Below are 19,068 nucleotides of genomic sequence, written 5' to 3' on the forward strand. Positions count from 1 at the left end.
CACCGACCTCGTTACTTGATGAAGCGCGCGTCGTACAGCGCGGTGACGTCCGGCACCTGGCGAATCACGCCGATCTCCAGCAGCACCTGCGCCGCTTCCTTGCTGAAGCTGGCCAGCTCTGCGCCGAAGAATTTGCGGTTGGCGTCACGATCCTGCCAGCGCAGGTAGGCGGATGACTTGGCGAACTGCTCGCCGCTTTGCTTGACCGCCGCGCCCATGATGTCGTTCGCCTTGGCCGGGTCCTGCTTGATCATGTCGAGCGCTTCGAAGTAGCTGTCCACCAGCGCTTGCGCGGCCTTGGGATTGTCCTTGAGCCACTTGGGCGCGCAGCCCAGCGTGTCCATCACCATCGGGTAGTCCAGCGTGGTGGCTAGGATCTTGCCCTTGTCCGGGTTCTGGCGCACCGACGACAGGTACGGTTCATACGTCATGGCAGCATCGTTCTGGCCCGAGACGAAGGCCTGCGCGGCGGCTTGCGGCGACAGCGTGGTGGTCTTCACATCCTTCAGGCTCATGCCGTTCTTCTTGAGCATCCAGGCCAGGCCGAAGTAAGGCGCGGTGCCTGGCGCGTCCACGCCGATGGTCTTGCCCTTGAGGTCGGCAAAGCCTTTGACGTCGCCGCGCACGGCCAGGCCGTCGGCGCCGTAGGACTTATCGAGCTGCACGATTTGGGTGATGGGCACGCCGTTGGCGTTCCAGGCCACATGGGTCTCGACCGTGGTGGCGGCGCACTGGATGGCGCCCGAGGCGAGTGCCAGGTGGCGGTCCTTCTGCGGAATCATCTTGATGTCGACGTCGACACCGTGCTTCTTGAAGATGCCGGCCTTGTCAGCCAGCGTCAGCGGCGCGAAGCCGGTCCAGCCGCTCATGCCCAGCGTGACCTGCGTGGCTTGCGCTTGCGCGGTGCCCGCGGTACCCAGCGTGGCGACGACTGCTGCAACGGCGACGGCTAGCGACTTACCGCTACGGATACGAAATCCCATCTTCCTGGCTCCTTTGGTGTGATGCGAACGGGGCCGCGCCAGCGTTGGCGGCGGCCGGACCGCCCGGCTCGGGCGGCGCCGTACTTGCGGCGCCGGTCATTTGCCAGGCAATTTAGCAACCCTGTATATACAAGTCAATGCAGTAGTTAACCCGAGGCGAAACGCAGAACTGGCGTGGCCAGCACTTACATGCCGCCGGGCCTGGAACGGCACGAAATGGGTACAAGACGGGCACAAAACGGCAACGTTACGGGATCAGGCCGGGTGCACGCCAATGCCCGTTGACGGGGCATCCGGCCCTTGCCACTTTCGCCTCCGCGCACCAGCTCCGCGCACGCTTACGCTGAATGCATCACTGGCTGTCTATACAGGATCGAGCGGCAACACCAATGCAAACGGCGTGCCACCGGGCGCCGCAGGGATGCGAAAGGACAGCGCTCCCGGGCAATGCCGAGAGCACCTGAGTTCAGGCGTCGAAAAAAGAAGCCACGGTGGGATAGCGCAGCCGCAGGCGCAGCTCGCGTTTGAGACGCGCGTTTTCCAGCCGGCGCGATTCGCTCATGAAGCTGAGCAAGGTTGGCTCCACGGCTTCGCGCAGTTGCGCGCGAGCCAGGCGCGGCGGGCGCGGCAGGCCGCGGCGGTCGGCTACCAGGTCGAAGTAATCGGCCATGCGCATTTCCGAATCGTCGCTGGCATGCACCACCCGCTGCGCGCGGCCGCGGAACAGCGACGCCACCATGGTGCGGGCCAGGTCCAGGGCATGGATGTGGTTGGTATAGACGTCGTCCTGCGGCGCCAGCGCCGGCGTGCCTTTGGCCAGGCGGGCCAGCGGCAGCCGGTCCTCGGCATAGATGCCGGGGATGCGCACGATGGAAGCACGCCAGCCGGCATGGCGGCCGAAGTCCCGCACGGACTGCTCGGCCGCCACGCGGCGCCGGGCGCGCGCGGTTTGCGGGCGCACCGCCTGCGATTCCGCCAGCCTGGCGCCGCCCCGGTCGCCATACACGCCCGAGGTGCTGGCGTAGACGAACGCTGGCGGCGCGGCGCGTCGGCCAGACCTGCCGTAGCCTCGGTCGGGTAGAATAGCGGGCTTGGCAGACCATCCGCCAGGCCGTGCGGCGGACCGTCGCCAGGCACCGCGCCGCAAGGCGCGCAGCAGCGCCAGCGTGCGGGGATCGCCCTCGCCGCGGGACGGCGGCGGCGCCAGGTGCAGCACCCTGTCGGCCAGCCCGGCCAGGCGCGCCAGCGTGGCGGGCCGGTCCAGGTCGGCTACCAGCGGCACGGCGCCGTTGTCCCGCAGCTCGGTGCGGCGGGACGGCTGCGAAGTGATGGCAAAGACGCGCCAGCGCGTCGATAGAATACGCAGGCAACGCGTGCCCACATCCCCACAGCCAACGATGAGTAGGCGCGGGCGACCCAGGCGGCGTCGCGACAGATTTTTGCTCATTGAGTGATTATGGCTTATCAAGTTACCGTCATGCCCAGCGGCCGCACGTTCGAAGCGGCCGCGGATGAAACCATCCTTACCGCGGCCCTGCGCCACAGCATCGGCCTGCCCTACGGCTGCAAGAACGGCGCATGCGGATCCTGCAAGGGCCGTGTCACCGCTGGCGGCATCGAGCAGGGCGATCATGCCGCTTCCGCGCTGTCCGCGCAGGAAAAGACCGAGGGCCGCGCGCTGTTCTGCTGCGCCAAGCCCACCTCGGACATCACCATCGAATGCCGCGAGGTGCAAGGCGCCGGCGACATCCCCATCAAGAAGGTGCCGTGCCGCGTCGCCACGCTGGAACGCGTGGCCGACGACGTGATCGTGACCCGCCTGCAACTGCCCGCCACCGAGCGCATGCAGTTCCTGGCCGGCCAGTATGTCGAGTTCCTGCTGCGCGACGGCAAGCGCCGCAGCTACTCCATCGCCACGCCGCCGCACCAGGAAGGCCCGATCGAGCTGCACATCCGCCATATGCCCGGCGGCACCTTCACCGACTACGTGTTCGGCGCCAGGGAAGGCCAGCCGGCCATGAAGGAGCGCGACATCCTGCGCTTCGAAGGCCCGCTCGGCAGCTTCTTCCTGCGTGAAGACTCCGACAAGCCCATCATCCTGCTGGCCTCCGGCACCGGCTTCGCGCCGATCAAGGCCATCGTCGAGCACGCGGTCTACACCGGCATCACCCGCCCGATGACGCTGTACTGGGGCGGCCGCCGCCCGCGCGATCTCTATATGCACGCGCTGTGCGAGCAATGGGCGCGCGAGCTGCCCAACTTCCGCTACGTGCCGGTGATCTCCAACGCCCAGGACAGCGACGACTGGGACGGCCGCACCGGCTTTGTCCACGAGGCCGTGATGGAAGACCATCCCGACCTGTCCGGCTTCGAGGTCTACGCCTGCGGCGCGCCGGTGATGATCAATGCTGCGCGCAAGGACTTTTCCCTGCGCTGCGACCTGCACGAGGATGCCTTCTTCGCCGACTCGTTCACGTCGGAAGCGGACATGCATCCGGCAGGTTCGGTACCGCCGGCACCGGCGGCCTGAGCGCCCCGCTGCCCGTTTCCAAGCGACAACAATGCCCGGCTCCGCCAAAATTCGTTTTGACAGCCGGGCGCATGGGCCTTATATTGGCCGCCATGAACTACGCTATCAACAACCGACGCAGCTACCGTACGTCGCTCCCCACCGGGGTGCCTCGCGGCTGACCGTCCATAGCTTCTGTTCAGGTCAACAAGCCACGGGCAATCCCCGTGGCTTTTTGTTTTTCTGCTCTCCTCTCCCCTGTTTCACGCCGACCCCTGGAGTCCGCCATGGCATTTGCTGAGTACCCCATCCAATCCCTGATGTACATCACCAACCGGCCCGAGCTCGTCTTTACCGAAGGCAAGGGCTCGTGGCTCACGGACCATAACGGCAAGCGATACCTGGACTTCGTGCAGGGCTGGGCGGTCAACTGCCTGGGACACTCCAACCAGGCCATGATCGACGCGCTGGTCGACCAGTCGAAGAAGCTGTTCAACCCCAGCCCGGCGTTCTACAACGAACCCATGCTCAAGCTGGCCAGGCAGCTCACCGATGCCAGCTGCTTCGACAAGGTGTTCTTCGCCAACAGCGGCGCGGAAGCCAACGAGGGCGCGATCAAGCTGGCGCGCAAATGGGGCCGCAAGCACAAGAACGGCGCGTTCGAGATCATCACCATGGACCACAGCTTCCATGGCCGCACGCTCGCCACCATGAGCGCGTCGGGCAAGGCCGGCTGGGACACCATCTTCGCGCCGCAGGTGCCAGGCTTCCCCAAGGCTGACCTGAACGACCTGGCCTCGGTCGAAAAGCTGATCAACGACAAGACCGTGGCCATCATGCTGGAGCCGGTGCAGGGCGAAGGCGGCGTGATCCCCGCCTCGCGCGAATTCATGCAGGGCCTGCGCAAGCTGGCCGACCAGCACAAGCTGCTGTTCATCGTCGACGAAGTGCAGACCGGCTGCGGCCGTTGCGGCACCATGTTCGCCTATGAACTGTCGGGCGTGGAGCCGGACATCATGACGCTGGGCAAGGGCATTGGCGGCGGCGTGCCGCTGGCAGCCCTGCTGTGCAAGGCCGAGGTCGCGAGCTTCGAAGCCGGCGACCAGGGCGGCACCTACAACGGCAACCCGGTGATGACGGCCGTTGGCAGCGCCGTGATCTCGCAGCTGACCGCGCCCGGCTTCCTGCAAAGCGTGCAAGAAAAAGGCGCCTACCTGCGCGAGCAGCTGCTGGCGCTGACGTCCGAGTTCGGCCTGGGCGGCGAACGCGGCGAAGGCCTGCTGCGCGCACTGGTGCTGAACAAGGACATCGGCCCGCAACTGGTGGAAGAAGCGCGCGACATGCAGCCGCAAGGCCTGCTGCTGAATTCGCCGCGCCCCAACCTGCTGCGCTTCATGCCCGCGCTGAACGTGACCATCGAGGAAATCGACCAGATGATCGGCATGCTGCGCACGCTGCTGAAAAAGCTGGCCTGAGCCTCGTCTTGAAGCCGGCGCGCCGCCGGCCAGGCACAATGAAAAAGCCCCGCAAATCGCTTGCGGGGCTTTTTCTTTGCAGCAAACCGCAGCGTCACAGAGGCGACATCACTCGCCCAGATACGCCGCGCGGACCTTCGGATCGTCCAGCATCTGCTTGGCGTCGCCGCTCATGGTGACCAGGCCCGACTCCATCACATAGCCGCGGTGGGCGGCCTGCAGCGCCAGCCGCGCATTCTGCTCCACCAGCAGCACGGTCACGCCCAGCGCGGAGACGTCGCGCACCACCTCGAAGATCTTCGCGACCATGATCGGCGACAAGCCCATCGAGGGCTCGTCCAGCAGCAGCAGCTTGGGCTGGCTCATCAGCGCGCGCGCCATGGCCAGCATCTGCTGCTCGCCGCCGGACATGGTGCCGGCCAGCTGGTTGGCGCGCTCCTTCAGGCGCGGGAAGATGCCGAACATGCGGTCGATGTCGGCCTTGATGCCGGCCTCGTCGATGCGCGTGTAGGCGCCCATCTGCAGGTTCTCGGTAATGGTCATGCGCGCAAATACCCCGCGCCCTTCCGGCACCATCGCCAGCCCTTGCTTGAGCAGCGTGTAGCTTGGCACCCCCTTGATGGACTTGCCCATGTACTCCACATCGCCGCCGGCCCATCCCTGCAGGCCGGTGATGGCCTTCATGGTGGTGGTCTTGCCGGCGCCGTTGGCGCCGATCAGCGTGACCAGTTCGCCTTCTTTGATCTCGAGGTCGATGCCCTTGACCGCCTGGATGCCGCCGTACGCGACCTTCAGGCCGGATATCTTGAGTAGTGTTTCTTTCATTGTGTATTTCCCCCGTCAGTGCGCCGGGGTACCGAGGTAAGCCTCGATCACCGCTGGATTGCTCTGAACTTCGTGCGGCAGGCCCTGCGCGATGACCTTGCCGTAGTCGAGCACGGTCAGGCGATTGCACAGGCCCATCACCAGCTTCACGTCGTGCTCGATCAGCAGGATGGTCTTGCCATCGCTGCGGATCTTGTCGAGCAGGCCGCGCAGTTCCACCTTCTCGGTGGCGTTCATGCCAGCGGCGGGCTCATCGAGCGCCAGCAGCTTGGGCTCGGTGGCCAGCGCCCGCGCGATCTCCAGGCGACGCTGGTGGCCGTAGGACAGATTGCGCGAGGTGAAGTGCGCGTACTTGCCGATGCCGACATACTCCAGCAGGTCATGCGCCCAGTCTTCCACCGAGTGCTCCTCGCGCCGGACCGAAGGCGGGCGGAACACCGCGCCAAAGAGGCCAGCCTTGGTACGCACGTGGCGGCCCACCATCACGTTTTCCAGCGCGGTCATCTCGCCGAACAGGCGGATGTTCTGGAAGGTGCGGGCAATCCCGGCCTTGGCGACTTCGTGCACGGCGGTCGGCTGGTAGGCCTTGCCGCCCAGCACGAACTCGCCGGAGTCCGGTGTGTACAGGCCGGTAATCACGTTGAAGAAGGTGGTCTTGCCGGCCCCGTTGGGACCGATCAGGCCGTAGATTTCGCCCGGCTTGATCTGCAGGCCCACATCGGACAATGCCTGCAGGCCGCCGAATCGCTTGTTGACCCCCTGTACGGACAGGAGGAGATTCTCGTTGCTCATGATGTCCTCCTGGTCAGAAACGGCCAACGCTGCCCGGGCGGCGGATCACCGGCCGGTCTTCCTTGCGCGGCGACGGCCACAGGCCCGCCGGGCGATACAGCATCACACCAACCAGGGCCAGCCCGAACAACAGCTGACGCAGCACTTCGGCGTCGACGATGGTATGGCCGAAGAGCATGTTCTGCGCCGGCTCCGCCACGGCGCGCAGCAGTTCCTGGAAACCCACCAGCAGGATACCGCCCAGGATCACGCCAGGAATGTGGCCCATGCCGCCCAGCACCACGATGGCCAGGATGTAGATGGACTCCCACAGCACAAACGACTCAGGCGACACGAAGCCCTGGAAGGCGCCGAACACCGCGCCCGACGCGCCGCCGAACGACGCGCCCATGGCAAAGGCCAGCAGCTTGATGTTGCGGGTGTTGATGCCCATTGCCTTGGCGGCGATCTCGTCTTCGCGGATGGCCACGAAGGCGCGGCCAATACGCGAGTTCTGCAAGCGCAGGCAGATGAACACGATGGCGATCACCAGCACGACCAGCAGGTAGTAGTACATGAACACTGGCGTGAACTTCAGCCCGAAGATCTCGTGCGACTTGGAGAAATCGAAGCCGAAGATGTGGACCGGGTCCACCGCGGTGATCCCCTTCGGGCCATTGGTGATGTTGAGCGGCCGGTCGAGGTTGTTCAGGAAGATGCGGATGATCTCGCCAAAGCCCAGGGTCACGATAGCGAGGTAGTCGCCGCGCAGCTTGAGCGTTGGCGCGCCGAGCAGCACGCCGAATGTTGCCGCCACCAGCACGGCCAGCGGCAGCACGAACCACATGGAGACGTGAAAGCCATGCGGGAAGAGCTGGTGGATCCACTCGAACTGGTTGGCCAGGTGGGGCGAGCCCAGCAAGGCCATCATGTATGCGCCGACGGCATAGAAGGCAATGTAGCCGAGGTCGAGCAGGCCGGCAAAGCCCACCACGATGTTCAGGCCGAGCGCCAGCATGATGTAGATCAGCGCGAAGTCGAGCACGCGCACCCAGTAGTTGCCGCCCAGCGTCTGCACCAGGAACGGGGCGCACAAGGCGATGACCAGGAAGCCAAGCAACGCGGCCATGGTCTTGGCCGGCGTCTTGGTCAGCGGCGCAGCCTGCGCCGCCGGGGATGGAATCGGGGTATTCATGGATTCTCTCTCCTTAGGCGCGTTCGGAAACCCGCTCGCCCATGATGCCGGACGGACGGAATACAAGGACGATGATCAGCACGATGAAGGCGAACACGTCCTGGTAGTTGGAGCCAAACACCCCATTGGTGAGATCGCCGATATAGCCGGCGCCCAGCGCTTCGATCAGGCCCAGCAACATGCCGCCAACCATGGCGCCCGCAAGGTTGCCGATGCCGCCCAGCACCGCGGCGGTGAACGCCTTCAGGCCCGGGATGAAACCCATGTAGAAGTGCGCATTGCCGTAGTTGGTCGCCATCATCACGCCCGCCAGCGCGGCCAGCGCCGCACCGATCATGAAAGTGGCCGAGATAACGAAGTTCGGGTTCACGCCCATCAGCCCCGCCACCTTCTGGTTCTCGGCGGTGGCGCGCATCGCGCGGCCCAGCTTGGTGCGGTTGACGAGCGTCAGCAGGCCCGCCATGACCATCAGCGCCATGCCGATGATGACGATTTCCTTGCCCGTGATGGTGGCGCCGGTCGAACCGATATCGATCGGCGACGAGGGCAGCAGCTGCGGGAAGGTCAGCGGGTTACGCGACCAGATCATCATCGCCAGGGTCTGCAGGATGATGGACACGCCGATGGCGGTAATCAGCGGGGCTAGCCGGGGCGCGTTGCGCAACGGCCGGTAGGCGACCCGCTCGATGGTGTAGGCCAGCGCGGCGCAAACCGGCATGGCGATCAGCGTGGCAATCACCAGCGTGAGCCACTCCGGCAAGCCGGGGAAGAATTTCTGCAAGCCAAGTATGGCTGACAGGGCGGTCAGCGCGCCGATCATCAGCACGTCGCCGTGGGCGAAGTTGATGATCCCGAGAATGCCGTAGACCATGGTGTAGCCGAGTGCGATCAGCGCATAGATGCTGCCGAGCACCAGACCGTTCACGATCTGCTGGATAAAGATATCCATGAAAACTCCTTGCTTCCGTCCAATTTCCCTCGACATGGTGTGGATGTCGGGGGGACGTTGATATGTGGGTGGTTTGGTAGTGTCGATATTTGCTGGTAAGCGGCCTGCCTACTCCACCCATGGTAAGGATGCTGCACGTATGGCAAGGCTAAAAAAACGGCACCGCAACATACTCGCGGTGCCGTTCGGATGGGCCGGTAAGCCCGGTTTACATCTTCACGACGTCAAGGACGGTCTTCTTCTTGTCCTTGTACTCATACAACGTGATGGTGCCTTCCTTCATGTCGCCCTTTTCATCGAAGGCGATGTTGCCGATCAGGCCCTTGTAGTTGGTCTTGGGCATCTCGGCCAGGATGGCCGCCGGCTCGGTCGAGTTGGCGCGCTTCATGGCGTCAACGATGACCATGACGGCGTCATAGGTGAACGGTGCGTAGATCTGCACCGGCGCATTGAAGCGAGCCTGGTAGCGCTTGTCGAAATCCGCGCCCTGTTCCATCTTGGACAGCGCCAGACCGGCTTCCGAGCAGATGATGTTGGACACGGCATCGCCGGCCAGCTCAGCCACCTTGTCGGTACAGACGCCATCGCCGCCAACGATCTTGGAGCTGATGCCGAGTTCCTTGGCCTGCTTGGCGAACGGGCCGCCGGTGGCGTCCATGCCGCCGTACATGATCACGTCGGGCTTCTTGCCCTTGATCTTGGTCAGAATGGCCTTGAAGTCGGTAGCCTTGTCGTTGGTGGCTTCACGTGCCACCACGTTCACGCCCGAAGCCTTGGCGGTCTTCTCGAACTCGTCGGCCAGGCCCTTGCCGTAGGCAGTGGCATCGTCGACGATGGCCACGGTCTTGGCGTGCAGGCTCTTGGTGGCGTAGTTGGCCAGTGCCGGGCCTTGCTGGGCGTCGGTGGCCACCACGCGGAACGTGGTCTTGAAGCCTTGCTTGGTGTAGTCGGGGTTGGTCGACGACGGCGAGATCTGCACGATGCCAGCATCGCTATAGATCTTGGAGGCCGGAATCGATACGCCCGAGTTCAGGTGGCCAACCACGGCCACGACCTTGGCGTCCACCAGCTTCTGCGCCACAGCCGTGCCCGTCTTCGGGTCGCCTGCGTCGTCTTCGCCGACCAGTTCGAGCTTGATCTTCTTGCCGTTGATCTCCAGGCCGGTCTTGTTGACTTCTTCCACGGCCAGGCGGGCGCCGTTTTCGTTGTCCTTGCCAAGGTGAGCGATGCCGCCGGTGAGCGGTGCCGCATGGCCGATCTTTACTACGACATCGCCACTGCCTGCTGCCGGCGCGGTAGCCGCCGCAGGAGCCGATGCTGCCGCATCAGCGGGCTTTTCTTCTTTCTTGCCACAAGCAGTAACCAGCGCCACTGCGGCTGCGATCGGCAGAATCTTGGCAAACGTGATTTGCATGAGTGATCTCCTAGGATTCACATGATCAGGGTAAACCAACGCCCCCCGGACGTTTCCCTGAACCGCCTTAGTTTAGTTTCAATTTGAAACGCGCGAATTGTATTCCCTTTTTATACGGATGCAATATGCGACGCAACAACCTGAAGGATTAACCCACCAAATGAGCTAGGGAATTTCCCCAATGCACACATTGGGGCAATTCCCACCTACATGGAGGCTAGCCGTTGATACTAACAAGATTCGTGCCTGCCGCTTGCCACAGGTTGGCTTTGCAGCCTTTAAGTCACTTCGTGGGGGCGCGTATTAAATAGGTGTTTCATTTAATATCAACAGTCTCATTCAAATACAAGGAACGAGTGCGCCGGCACCATAATAGGGAAATCCCCAATTACAGGGATTTCCCTTATTTGTCTTTTCAGACAGACAGGTATATGGCCGTTCGCGGCAGCCTTGTGCATTATCCAAGGGATAGCAGGCAATATAGAGTGCTATATATTGGTGCAACCCTGGCGAGAGAATGGTGCGCAAAGGCGTGCAACCGGCGCGCGCGAAGTGCGCCTGCCGGGCGGAAGCGGCTGCGCAAAAAGCAACGGCCCGCTAGAGCGGGCCGTTTTGCCAGACAGTCAGGTAAAGCAGGCTGGTCAGGCGGACGTGACCTGTTGCAGGCCGCGCGGCAAGGGGAACGACATCTTCTCCTCGATCCCGTCCAGCGCGCGCACGTTGCGCGCACCCAGAAGGTGCAGGCGCGCGACAATGGCCTGCGCCAGCGCCTCAGGGGCGGAGGCGCCGGCGGTCAGGCCGATGCGGCGCTTGCCCGCGATCCATTCCGGCTGGAGCTGATCGGGCGAATCGATCATGTAGGCCGGCACGCCCAGACGCTCCGCGAGCTCGCGCAAGCGGTTGGAGTTGGAGCTGTTGGGGCTGCCCACCACGATCACCACCTCCACCTGGGGCGCCATGAACTTCACGGCATCCTGGCGGTTCTGGGTGGCATAGCAGATGTCCTGCTTCTTGGGCTCGCGGATCAGCGGGAAGCGCGCCTTGAGCGCGGCGACGATCTCCAGCGTTTCGTCCACCGACAGCGTGGTCTGGGTCACGAATGCCAGGCGCTCGGGATCCGCTACTTGCAGCTTGGCGACATCCTCGGAAGACTCGACCAGCAGCATGCCGCCTTCGGCCTGCCCCATGGTGCCCTCGACTTCAGGATGGCCCTTGTGGCCGATCATGATGATCTCGCAGCCCTCGGTGCGCATCTTGCCGACTTCCACGTGCACCTTGGTCACCAGCGGGCAGGTAGCATCGAATACGTTCAGGCCGCGCACGGTGGCGTCGGCGCGCACTTCCTTGGATACGCCGTGGGCGCTGAAGATCACGGTCGAGCCGGGCGGCACTTCCTCGAGCTCCTGCACGAAGACCGCGCCCTTGCGGCGCAGGTCCTCCACCACATAGGCGTTGTGGACGATTTCGTGGCGCACGTAAATCGGCGCGCCGTAGCGTGCAAGGGCGCGCTCGACGATCTCGATGGCGCGATCCACGCCAGCGCAAAAGCCGCGCGGCTGCGCCATCAGGATCTCGGCATCGGGGGCTGTGGTGGGTTCAGACATGCAAGGATTCGACTCAAGGGTGCCGGCACGACGGCCCGGCCGGTGGTCTGCTTAGAGAATGCCGATCAGCTGGACATCGAACAGAATGGTCTGTCCGGCCAGCGGGTGGTTGAAATCGAACAGCGCCGACGTCGTGCCGATCTCCTTGAGCACACCGGCGTACTTACCGCCGCCGGGCGCATTGAACTCAACCAGGTCGCCCGGCGCGTAGTCCTCTTCAAACGAGGAGTTCTCGCGCAGCGTCGCCAGCGAAACCCGTTGCAGCAGATCGGGGTTGCGCGGGCCAAAGGCGTGCTCCGGCGCCAGCCGGTAAGTCATGCGCTCGCCCTCCGGCATGCCCAGCAGCGCCTGCTCCAGTGTAGGCGCGAATTGGCCTTGCCCAAGCAGCAGCGTGGCGGGCTTCTCCGCGAAGGTACTGACGATCTCAGTGCCGTTCTCCATGGAGATGCTGTAGTGAAGGGTCAGGAAGGAGTCCGCCTGCACGGTCTTGCGGCCATCCACGGTGCCGTCCCCATCCTTCGGGCCGGAAGCAAAAGTTTGCAAAGTCATAGGTGCTCAACCAGTCAACAACCCGTATTGTAAGCGACTCGACCGAGCGCCGCCTTGTCCGCGGTGCCATTGTTCCGAGGGGATCGTGCCATGCGCATTACCGATTGGCCCAGCAGCGAGCGGCCACGCGAAAAACTGCTGAGCAGCGGGGCGGCGACGCTCTCAGACGCCGAACTGCTCGCCGTGTTCCTGCGCGTGGGTGTGGCGGGAAAAAGTGCAGTTGACATCGCCCGGGAGCTGCTGAACGATTTCGGCACGCTCAGCAGCCTGTTTGCGGCAGACGCCGGGCAACTGGCACGCGTCAAGGGCGTTGGCAGCGCCAAGTACGCGCAGTTGCAGGCGGCCCGCGAGCTGACCCGGCGCGCGCTGGGCGAGCAGCTGCAACTGCCCGGGGCGCTGGATTCCCCCACGGCGGTGCGCGACTACCTGCGCCTGTCGCTGGCGGGACTGGCCTACGAAGCATTCCTGTGCCTGTTCCTGGACGCGCGCAACCGCCTGCTCGCCAGCGAGGAGCTGTTTCGCGGCACGCTGACCCAAACCAGCGTCTATCCGCGTGAAGTTGCTCGCAAGGCACTTGCGTATAACGCCGCGGCGGTCATCGTGGCGCACAACCACCCGTCGGGGAATACCACGCCCAGCGCCGCCGACCTCACCATGACCCGCGCGCTGTCACGTTCGCTGGGCCTGATCGATGTGCAAGTTCTTGACCACTTCATCGTCGCAGGTAGTAACATCCACTCCTTCGCCGAACACGGCCAGCTGTGATGCAAGATGCGATGCGTGTTGTGATGCGCACCGCACGGATGCACACCCCTGAACGGTAAACGAGAGAAGGCATTGATTCACCAGTGCTTTCCGGTCTATAATGCTCGTTTGCTGAAGTCTCAACCGCTGCAGTCCGGGCCAGCGCGCCTTTTGTTGATCTGTTGCGAACATTGTCCACGTAGAAGAGTTAGGAGTGCTTCATGGCACGCGTCTGTCAAGTGACCGGGAAAGCGCCGATGGTCGGCAACAACGTTTCCCACGCAAACAACAAGACCAAGCGTCGTTTTCTGCCCAACCTGCAGAATCGTCGTTTCTTTGTTGAATCGGAAAACCGCTGGGTGAGCCTGCGCGTCTCGAACGCCGGCCTGCGCCTGATCGACAAGAAAGGCATCGACACCGTGCTCGTGGATCTGCGCGCACGTGGCGAAGTCTAATTAGGAGCACATCATGGCCAGCAAGGGCGGACGCGATAAAATCAAGTTGGAGTCGACTGCAGGTACGGGTCACTTCTACACGACCACCAAGAACAAGCGCACGATGCCGGAAAAGATGGAGATCATGAAGTTCGATCCCGTCGCCCGCAAGCACGTGTCGTACAAGGAAACCAAGATCAAGTAATTGATCCTGTCTTCCGCATGCCGATCGCGCGGCATGTCTGTAGAAACCCCGCTCACGCGGGGTTTTTGCTTTTCCGGGCAGCATACGCCGCATTGCGCAGCCAACGTCTCTCAACGCCCGGCTCACGCGCGGCTTGCCTGCCCACGCAAGCCCGCTGGCGGTGTACACTTTCCAGCTTTCCTGCCTCCCGACCGCGTGCCGCGCGCGTCTCTAGCACCATGAACTTCGATGTCGCCATTGTCGGCAGCGGACTGGCCGGTCTGACGGTCGCGCTGCAACTGGCCGACACCCATCGGGTTGTCATCATTTGCAAACGTGCCATGACGCAAGGCGCCAGTGACTGGGCCCAAGGCGGCATTGCCGCGGTCCTGGACTCAGGCGACAGCCACGATGAGCACACGCAGGACACCTTGGTGGCAGGCGCCGGCCTTTGCGATGATAGCGCTACGCGCTATATCGTCGAGCACGGGCGCGAAGCGATCCAGTGGCTGATCGACCGCGGCGTGCCGTTCACCCGCGATGACCAGGCGGAACTCGGCTACCACCTCACGCGGGAAGGCGGCCATAGCCGTCGGCGCATCATCCACGCGGCGGACGCCACCGGCCATGCCGTTGTGTCCACGTTGAGCGAGCAGGCGCGCCAGCACCCCAATATCACGATCATCGAGGACCACTTCGCGGTGGACCTGATCACTTCGCGCAAGCTTGGCCTGCCGGGCAACCGCTGTTACGGCCTCTACGTGCTGGACGACGCCAGTGGCGAAGTGCAGACCATTACCGCCACCCACACCGTGCTGGCGACAGGCGGCGCAGGCAAGGTCTATCTCTACACCACCAACCCCGACACCGCCACCGGCGACGGCATCGCCATGGCCTGGCGCGCGGGCTGCCGGGTGTCGAACATGGAGTTCATCCAGTTCCACCCGACCTGCCTGTATCACCCCTACGCCAAGTCTTTCCTGATTTCGGAAGCGGTACGTGGCGAAGGCGGCCTGCTGAAGCTGCCCGACGGCACCCGCTTCATGCCAGAGCACGACGAACGCGCCGAACTGGCTCCGCGCGACGTGGTGGCGCGCGCGATCGACTTTGAGATGAAGAAGCGCGGCCTGGACTACGTGCACCTGGACATCAGCCACCAACCCGAATCCTTCCTGCGCGAGCACTTCCCGACCATTCATGCAAGGTGCCTGGAACTTGGCATCGATATCGCCCGCGAGCCCATCCCAGTGGTACCGGCCGCGCACTATACCTGCGGCGGCGTGGTCACAGACACCGCGGGCCGCACCGATCTGGCCAATCTCTACGCCGTGGGCGAGACCGGCTGCACGGGCCTGCACGGCGCCAACCGCCTGGCCTCCAATTCGCTGCTCGAATGCATGGTGATCGGGCGCGCGGCAGCCCTCGACATTGCCGGACAGGACAAGGCCGGCCAACCGGACATCGCCCTGCCCCAGTGGGATGAAAGCCGGGTTGCGGATGCCGACGAGGAAGTCGTGGTCTCACACAACTGGGACGAACTGCGCCGCATGATGTGGAATTACGTGGGCATCGTGCGCACCAGCAAGCGGCTCGAGCGCGCCCAGCACCGCATCACCCTGCTGCGCGAGGAGATCGCGGAGTACTACGCCAACTTCCGCGTCACGCGCGACCTGCTGGAGCTGCGTAACCTGGTGGAAGTCGCCTCGTTGATCGTGGATAGCGCGTATTCGCGCCATGAAAGCCGTGGTTTGCACTTCAGCCGCGACTATCCCGAGACGTTGCCGAAGGCGCTGCCCACGGTGATGCAGCCGGTGTTCAAGCGGGAACGGGCGAAATAAGCCTGCACCTGGATCATCGCCATGAAAAAAGCGCGCCCAAGGCGCGCTTTTTTCATGCTCTGACCAACCCCGCTTATTCGATGATGCGCAACGAATAGTCCGTCGCGCGCACATCCTTGGTCAGCGCCCCCACCGAGATCCGGTCTACGCCCGTCTCGGCGAAAGCACGGATCGTATCGGCATTGACCCCACCCGAGACTTCCAGCAACGCACGCCCGGCATTGATACGCACGGCATCGCGCATCATCGTCTCGGTAAAATTATCGATCAGGATCGATTTCGCGCCAGCCGCCAATGCCTCTTCCAACTCGGCCAGACTTTCCACCTCGACCTGGACCGACACACCAGCATCCAGCGCGGCCGCTGCCTGCATGGCGGCGGTGATGCTGCCGGCGGCGGCGATGTGGTTTTCCTTGATCAGGATGCCGTCGTACAACGCCAGGCGCTGGTTGTCGCCACCACCGACCCTGACCGCGTACTTCTGCGCCAGGCGCAGGCCCGGCAACGTCTTGCGGGTATCGAGCACGCGCGCCCGGGTACCGTCGACCAGGTCGGCATAGCGGCGCGTGGCGGTCGCCACGCCGGACAACAACTGCAGGAAATTCAGCGACGGCCGCTCCGCGGTCAGCAGCGAACGAGCCGGACCGGTGATCTCGCAGACCACCGAGTCCGGCGCCATGCGGGCACCCTCGGCCTGCTTCCAGACAACCTGCAGCGTGGGATCGACCGCGCGCATGCACGCCTCGAACCACGGCTGGCCGCACAGCACAGCTTGCTCGCGCACGATCACGCGTGCCCGCGCCGGCTTGCCGGCAGGCACCAGCATGCCGGTCAGGTCGCCGCCGCCGACATCTTCGGCAATGGCGGTGCTGACATTGGCCTGGAGCGCCTCGGCGAGCGCCGGGCCATAGCTGTCGAAAATAGCGTTGACGTTCGAATTCACGGAATTCACATTTGGATTGCTGCTCATGCCGGGCCGATTCCCTTGAACAAGGCCTGCTCGCTGGCCAGGTCGGCCTTGGGCCGCACATTGGCCTTCTGCTGCGCGGCGAAGTCGAGCATGCGGTCGATGCAGGTCACGGCCTGGCGGCCGATATCCGCATCGACATGGATTTCGTTATGACCCTTCTCCAGCACTTCAGCCAGATTGGTCAGTGCGTTCATCGCCATCCAGGGGCAGTGCGCGCAACTCTTGCAGGTCGCGCTGTTGCCGGCAGTGGGGGCTTCGATGAAATGTTTGTCGGGCGCGGCCAGGCGCATCTTGTGCAGGATGCCGTTGTCGGTCGCGACGATGAACTCGCGCGCGTCCAACTCCTTTACCGCCGCGATCAGCTGCGAAGTCGAGCCCACCACATCGGCCTGCTCGACCACATTGGCCGGCGACTCCGGATGCACCAGAATCTTGGCATTGGGAAACTCCCGGCGCAGCAGGTCAAGCTCGATGCCCTTGAACTCGTCATGCACCAGGCAGGAACCCTGCCACAAGAGCATGTCGGCGCCGGTCTGCTTCTGGATATAGCCGCCCAGGTGCTTGTCCGGGGCCCACAGGATCTTTTCGCCGCGCGCGTGCAGGTGCTCGACAATCTTCAGGCCAATGCTCGAGGTCACCATCCAGTCGGCGCGCGCCTTCACGGCGGCGCTGGTGTTGGCATAGACCACCACCGTGCGATCGGGATGCGCGTCGCAGAACGCGGCGAATTCGTCGGACGGGCAGCCCAGGTCGAGCGAGCAGGTTGCGTCCAGGTCGGGCATCAGCACGGTCTTTTCCGGGCTGAGGATCTTTGCGGTCTCGCCCATGAAGCGGACCCCCGCCACCACCAGCGTCTTGGCCGGATGATCGCGGCCAAAGCGCGCCATCTCCAGCGAGTCCGACACGCAGCCGCCAGTTTCCTCGGCCAGGTCCTGCAGGTCGGAATCAACGTAATAGTGCGCGACAAGCACCGCATTGCGTTCTTTCAGCAGGGTCTTGATGCGCGCTTTGAGTGCCGTGCGCTCCTGTGCCGACAGCACAGGAGGCACTTTGGCCCAGGCGTGGGCGACACAGCTGCCGCCTTCGGGGGACTCCATCGAGAGGTTCGGCTTTTCGAACTCGACGGCTTTGATCGTTTGGGGGGTCATCTCCGATACTCCTCTTGGACAGCATGCCTCGGAATTCCGCTTGGTATCCGCTTGTCGCTGCTGGCCCTGACATTGGGGGAGTTTAGCGAAAACAAAAGCCCCGCCAGAGGCGGGGCTTTTGGGCGATCTAAATTGTATCAGGCCACGCCAGCTCGGGCATCAGCCCGCATCAGGCATAACGGCGCAGGCGCAGCGAGAAATCGTGCAGTGCCTGGATGCCGCTAGCCTCGGCGCGGTGGCACCAGGCCTGCAGCTGCGCCAGCAGCTGTTCGCGCGTCAGGTTGGAGCGGCCCCAGATCGCGGCCAGCTCGCGGCGCATTTCCACGAAGGTATGCAGCGACTTGTTCTGCTCCACGATGCTGGCCAGTTGCTGGCGCTGCGGATCGGCCAGCTTGGCTTCTTCGCGGTGGAACCACTTGCGCGCCGGCTTGAAGCTGCTGTACTCGGCCACGCGGGCTTCCTTCAGCTTTTCCAGTTCCTGCTTGTAGGCGCTCTTGACCGCCTTGGCATAGCGCGCCATCACATCATAGCGATTGGCAATGATGGCTTCCAGCGTGTTGTGGTCAACCGGGCGGGCATCCACCAGGCGCGCCTTCGGCGGGGTCTTCTTGACCTTGGCCAGGCCAACAGCCTGCATGGCGCGGATGTAGCCCCAGCCGATGTCGAACTCGTACCACTTGATCGAGAACTTGGCCGACGTCGGGTAGGTGTGGTGGTTGTTGTGCAGTTCTTCGCCGCCGATGATGATGCCCCACGGCGAGACATTGGTCGAAGCGTCCTCGCAATCGTAATTGCGATAGCCCCACCAGTGGCCCAGGCCATTGATGATGCCGGCGGCGTGGATCGGGATCCACAGCATCTGCACGGCCCACACGCTCAGGCCGATCACGCCGAACAGGGCGACGTCGATGATCAGCATCAGGCCAACGCCTTGCCAGCCAAAGCGCGAGTAGACATTGCGCTCGACCCAGTCGTCAGGCGTGCCATGACCGAACTTGGTGATGGTTTCCTTGTTCTTGGACTCGGCGCGATACAGCTCCGCGCCTTCCAGCAGCACCTTGCGGATGCCGCGGGTCTGCGGGCTGTGGGGATCGTCTTCGGTCTCGCACTTGGCGTGGTGCTTGCGGTGAATGGCAGTCCACTCTTTGGTGACCATGCCGGTGGTCAGCCACAGCCAGCCACGGAAGAAATGCGAAACGATAGGGTGCAGGTCCAGCGACCGGTGCGCCATGCAGCGGTGCAGGTAGATGGTTACGCCCGCAATGGTGATGTGCGTCACCACGAGGGTGTAGATCACAATCTCCCACCAGGACCAGTTGGCGAGGCCATTAGCGGCCCAGTCAAGAATAGTGTCGAACAAACTGTTCTCCGTCGATTAAACAGGGGCATTCAGTGCGGCGCGCCGGGCGAGCCGCAAACAAGGTGCAGAAAAAGGACTGCAAATTCAATGATTGCGTCATACGGCGCCTGCCTGAA

The 19,068-nt window shown here is 63.6% G+C and carries 18 protein-coding genes; 6 read left to right on the forward strand and 12 right to left on the reverse strand.

The features are described from left to right. Window positions 1-11 precede the first annotated feature (11 nt). Entirely contained in the window at window positions 12-983 is a 972-nt protein-coding gene (locus AC1RQK_RS05090) for an ABC transporter substrate-binding protein (protein ID WP_492807926.1), read from the reverse strand. Between the two features lie 466 nt (window positions 984-1,449). Beyond that, a complete protein-coding gene (locus AC1RQK_RS05095; protein ID WP_492373080.1) occupies window positions 1,450-2,430 on the reverse strand; it encodes an NAD-dependent epimerase/dehydratase family protein in 981 nt (326 codons plus the stop codon). Between the two features lie 9 nt (window positions 2,431-2,439). Here AC1RQK_RS05095 and AC1RQK_RS05100 point away from each other — a divergent pair, with 9 nt between their 5' ends. Next, complete coding sequence (locus AC1RQK_RS05100) at window positions 2,440-3,513, forward strand: CDP-6-deoxy-delta-3,4-glucoseen reductase (protein WP_150986027.1); 1,074 nt, start codon at window positions 2,440-2,442, stop codon at window positions 3,511-3,513. A 266-nt stretch (window positions 3,514-3,779) separates the two neighbouring features. Then, window positions 3,780-4,967, forward strand: a complete 1,188-nt coding sequence (locus tag AC1RQK_RS05105; RefSeq protein ID WP_492807928.1) for an acetylornithine transaminase — start codon at window positions 3,780-3,782, stop codon at window positions 4,965-4,967. A 108-nt stretch (window positions 4,968-5,075) separates the two neighbouring features. Here the strand turns inward: AC1RQK_RS05105 and AC1RQK_RS05110 are convergent, their stop codons facing one another. The 7 genes from AC1RQK_RS05110 to AC1RQK_RS05140 form a co-directional block, all read right to left on the reverse strand. After that, window positions 5,076-5,792: an ABC transporter ATP-binding protein gene (locus tag AC1RQK_RS05110; protein WP_400092785.1), complete on the reverse strand. Its 717-nt coding sequence runs from the start codon at window positions 5,790-5,792 to the stop codon at window positions 5,076-5,078. Between the two features lie 15 nt (window positions 5,793-5,807). After that, the gene (locus AC1RQK_RS05115) at window positions 5,808-6,584 is read right to left on the reverse strand and encodes an ABC transporter ATP-binding protein (RefSeq protein ID WP_043349258.1); all 777 of its coding nucleotides are present in this window, start codon (window positions 6,582-6,584) and stop codon (window positions 5,808-5,810) included. Window positions 6,585-6,597: 13 nt separating this feature from the next. Continuing rightward, entirely contained in the window at window positions 6,598-7,758 is a 1,161-nt protein-coding gene (locus AC1RQK_RS05120; RefSeq protein ID WP_441636626.1) for an ABC transporter permease subunit, read from the reverse strand. A gap of 13 nt (window positions 7,759-7,771) precedes the next feature. Beyond that, window positions 7,772-8,707: a branched-chain amino acid ABC transporter permease gene (locus AC1RQK_RS05125; protein WP_043349266.1), complete on the reverse strand. Its 936-nt coding sequence runs from the start codon at window positions 8,705-8,707 to the stop codon at window positions 7,772-7,774. Between the two features lie 208 nt (window positions 8,708-8,915). Beyond that, window positions 8,916-10,121: a branched-chain amino acid ABC transporter substrate-binding protein gene (locus AC1RQK_RS05130; RefSeq protein ID WP_441636623.1), complete on the reverse strand. Its 1,206-nt coding sequence runs from the start codon at window positions 10,119-10,121 to the stop codon at window positions 8,916-8,918. A 641-nt stretch (window positions 10,122-10,762) separates the two neighbouring features. Beyond that, complete coding sequence (ispH, locus tag AC1RQK_RS05135; protein ID WP_492373082.1) at window positions 10,763-11,725, reverse strand: 4-hydroxy-3-methylbut-2-enyl diphosphate reductase; 963 nt, start codon at window positions 11,723-11,725, stop codon at window positions 10,763-10,765. 51 nt (window positions 11,726-11,776) lie between these two features. After that, the gene (locus AC1RQK_RS05140; RefSeq protein WP_492373083.1) at window positions 11,777-12,274 is read right to left on the reverse strand and encodes an FKBP-type peptidyl-prolyl cis-trans isomerase; all 498 of its coding nucleotides are present in this window, start codon (window positions 12,272-12,274) and stop codon (window positions 11,777-11,779) included. Between the two features lie 90 nt (window positions 12,275-12,364). Here AC1RQK_RS05140 and radC point away from each other — a divergent pair, with 90 nt between their 5' ends. The 4 genes from radC to nadB all read left to right on the forward strand — a co-directional run bounded on the left by radC (window position 12,365) and on the right by nadB (window position 15,474). Next, window positions 12,365-13,039, forward strand: coding sequence for a RadC family protein (radC, locus tag AC1RQK_RS05145; protein WP_492373084.1), 675 nt, complete (start codon window positions 12,365-12,367; stop codon window positions 13,037-13,039). A 200-nt stretch (window positions 13,040-13,239) separates the two neighbouring features. Further along, window positions 13,240-13,473, forward strand: a complete 234-nt coding sequence (gene rpmB, locus AC1RQK_RS05150) for a 50S ribosomal protein L28 (protein ID WP_006157507.1) — start codon at window positions 13,240-13,242, stop codon at window positions 13,471-13,473. Between the two features lie 13 nt (window positions 13,474-13,486). Continuing rightward, the gene (gene rpmG, locus AC1RQK_RS05155; protein ID WP_006157508.1) at window positions 13,487-13,657 is read left to right on the forward strand and encodes a 50S ribosomal protein L33; all 171 of its coding nucleotides are present in this window, start codon (window positions 13,487-13,489) and stop codon (window positions 13,655-13,657) included. Window positions 13,658-13,875: 218 nt separating this feature from the next. Further along, window positions 13,876-15,474, forward strand: a complete 1,599-nt coding sequence (gene nadB, locus AC1RQK_RS05160; protein WP_183036764.1) for an L-aspartate oxidase — start codon at window positions 13,876-13,878, stop codon at window positions 15,472-15,474. Window positions 15,475-15,547: 73 nt separating this feature from the next. Here the strand turns inward: nadB and nadC are convergent, their stop codons facing one another. The 3 genes from nadC to AC1RQK_RS05175 all read right to left on the reverse strand — a co-directional run bounded on the left by nadC (window position 15,548) and on the right by AC1RQK_RS05175 (window position 18,952). Continuing rightward, window positions 15,548-16,444, reverse strand: coding sequence for a carboxylating nicotinate-nucleotide diphosphorylase (nadC, locus tag AC1RQK_RS05165; RefSeq protein ID WP_492373085.1), 897 nt, complete (start codon window positions 16,442-16,444; stop codon window positions 15,548-15,550). Continuing rightward, window positions 16,441-17,592 carry a quinolinate synthase NadA gene (gene nadA / locus AC1RQK_RS05170; protein ID WP_492373086.1) on the reverse strand — a complete coding sequence of 384 codons (1,152 nt, stop codon included), beginning with the start codon at window positions 17,590-17,592 and terminating at the stop codon, window positions 16,441-16,443. The genes nadC and nadA overlap by 4 nt, the downstream gene beginning before the upstream one ends. Before the next feature lie 169 nt (window positions 17,593-17,761). Beyond that, complete coding sequence (locus tag AC1RQK_RS05175) at window positions 17,762-18,952, reverse strand: DesA family fatty acid desaturase (RefSeq protein WP_043349288.1); 1,191 nt, start codon at window positions 18,950-18,952, stop codon at window positions 17,762-17,764. Window positions 18,953-19,068 lie beyond the last annotated feature (116 nt).

Source organism: Cupriavidus sp. GW822-FHT02D05 (genome assembly GCF_058802485.1).

Coding starts and splice junctions, on each gene's coding strand:
- ispH (WP_492373082.1), bottom strand. CDS start 11,725: ATGTCTGAACCCACCACAGCCCCCGATGCCGAGATCCTGATGGCGCAG.
- AC1RQK_RS05095 (WP_492373080.1), bottom strand. CDS start 2,430: ATGAGCAAAAATCTGTCGCGACGCCGCCTGGGTCGCCCGCGCCTACTC.
- AC1RQK_RS05125 (WP_043349266.1), bottom strand. CDS start 8,707: ATGGATATCTTTATCCAGCAGATCGTGAACGGTCTGGTGCTCGGCAGC.
- AC1RQK_RS05115 (WP_043349258.1), bottom strand. CDS start 6,584: ATGAGCAACGAGAATCTCCTCCTGTCCGTACAGGGGGTCAACAAGCGA.
- radC (WP_492373084.1), top strand. CDS start 12,365: ATGCGCATTACCGATTGGCCCAGCAGCGAGCGGCCACGCGAAAAACTG.
- AC1RQK_RS05140 (WP_492373083.1), bottom strand. CDS start 12,274: ATGACTTTGCAAACTTTTGCTTCCGGCCCGAAGGATGGGGACGGCACC.
- AC1RQK_RS05130 (WP_441636623.1), bottom strand. CDS start 10,121: ATGCAAATCACGTTTGCCAAGATTCTGCCGATCGCAGCCGCAGTGGCG.
- AC1RQK_RS05110 (WP_400092785.1), bottom strand. CDS start 5,792: ATGAAAGAAACACTACTCAAGATATCCGGCCTGAAGGTCGCGTACGGC.
- nadB (WP_183036764.1), top strand. CDS start 13,876: ATGAACTTCGATGTCGCCATTGTCGGCAGCGGACTGGCCGGTCTGACG.
- rpmB (WP_006157507.1), top strand. CDS start 13,240: ATGGCACGCGTCTGTCAAGTGACCGGGAAAGCGCCGATGGTCGGCAAC.
- AC1RQK_RS05105 (WP_492807928.1), top strand. CDS start 3,780: ATGGCATTTGCTGAGTACCCCATCCAATCCCTGATGTACATCACCAAC.
- AC1RQK_RS05100 (WP_150986027.1), top strand. CDS start 2,440: ATGGCTTATCAAGTTACCGTCATGCCCAGCGGCCGCACGTTCGAAGCG.
- AC1RQK_RS05090 (WP_492807926.1), bottom strand. CDS start 983: ATGGGATTTCGTATCCGTAGCGGTAAGTCGCTAGCCGTCGCCGTTGCA.
- nadA (WP_492373086.1), bottom strand. CDS start 17,592: ATGACCCCCCAAACGATCAAAGCCGTCGAGTTCGAAAAGCCGAACCTC.
- rpmG (WP_006157508.1), top strand. CDS start 13,487: ATGGCCAGCAAGGGCGGACGCGATAAAATCAAGTTGGAGTCGACTGCA.
- nadC (WP_492373085.1), bottom strand. CDS start 16,444: ATGAGCAGCAATCCAAATGTGAATTCCGTGAATTCGAACGTCAACGCT.
- AC1RQK_RS05120 (WP_441636626.1), bottom strand. CDS start 7,758: ATGAATACCCCGATTCCATCCCCGGCGGCGCAGGCTGCGCCGCTGACC.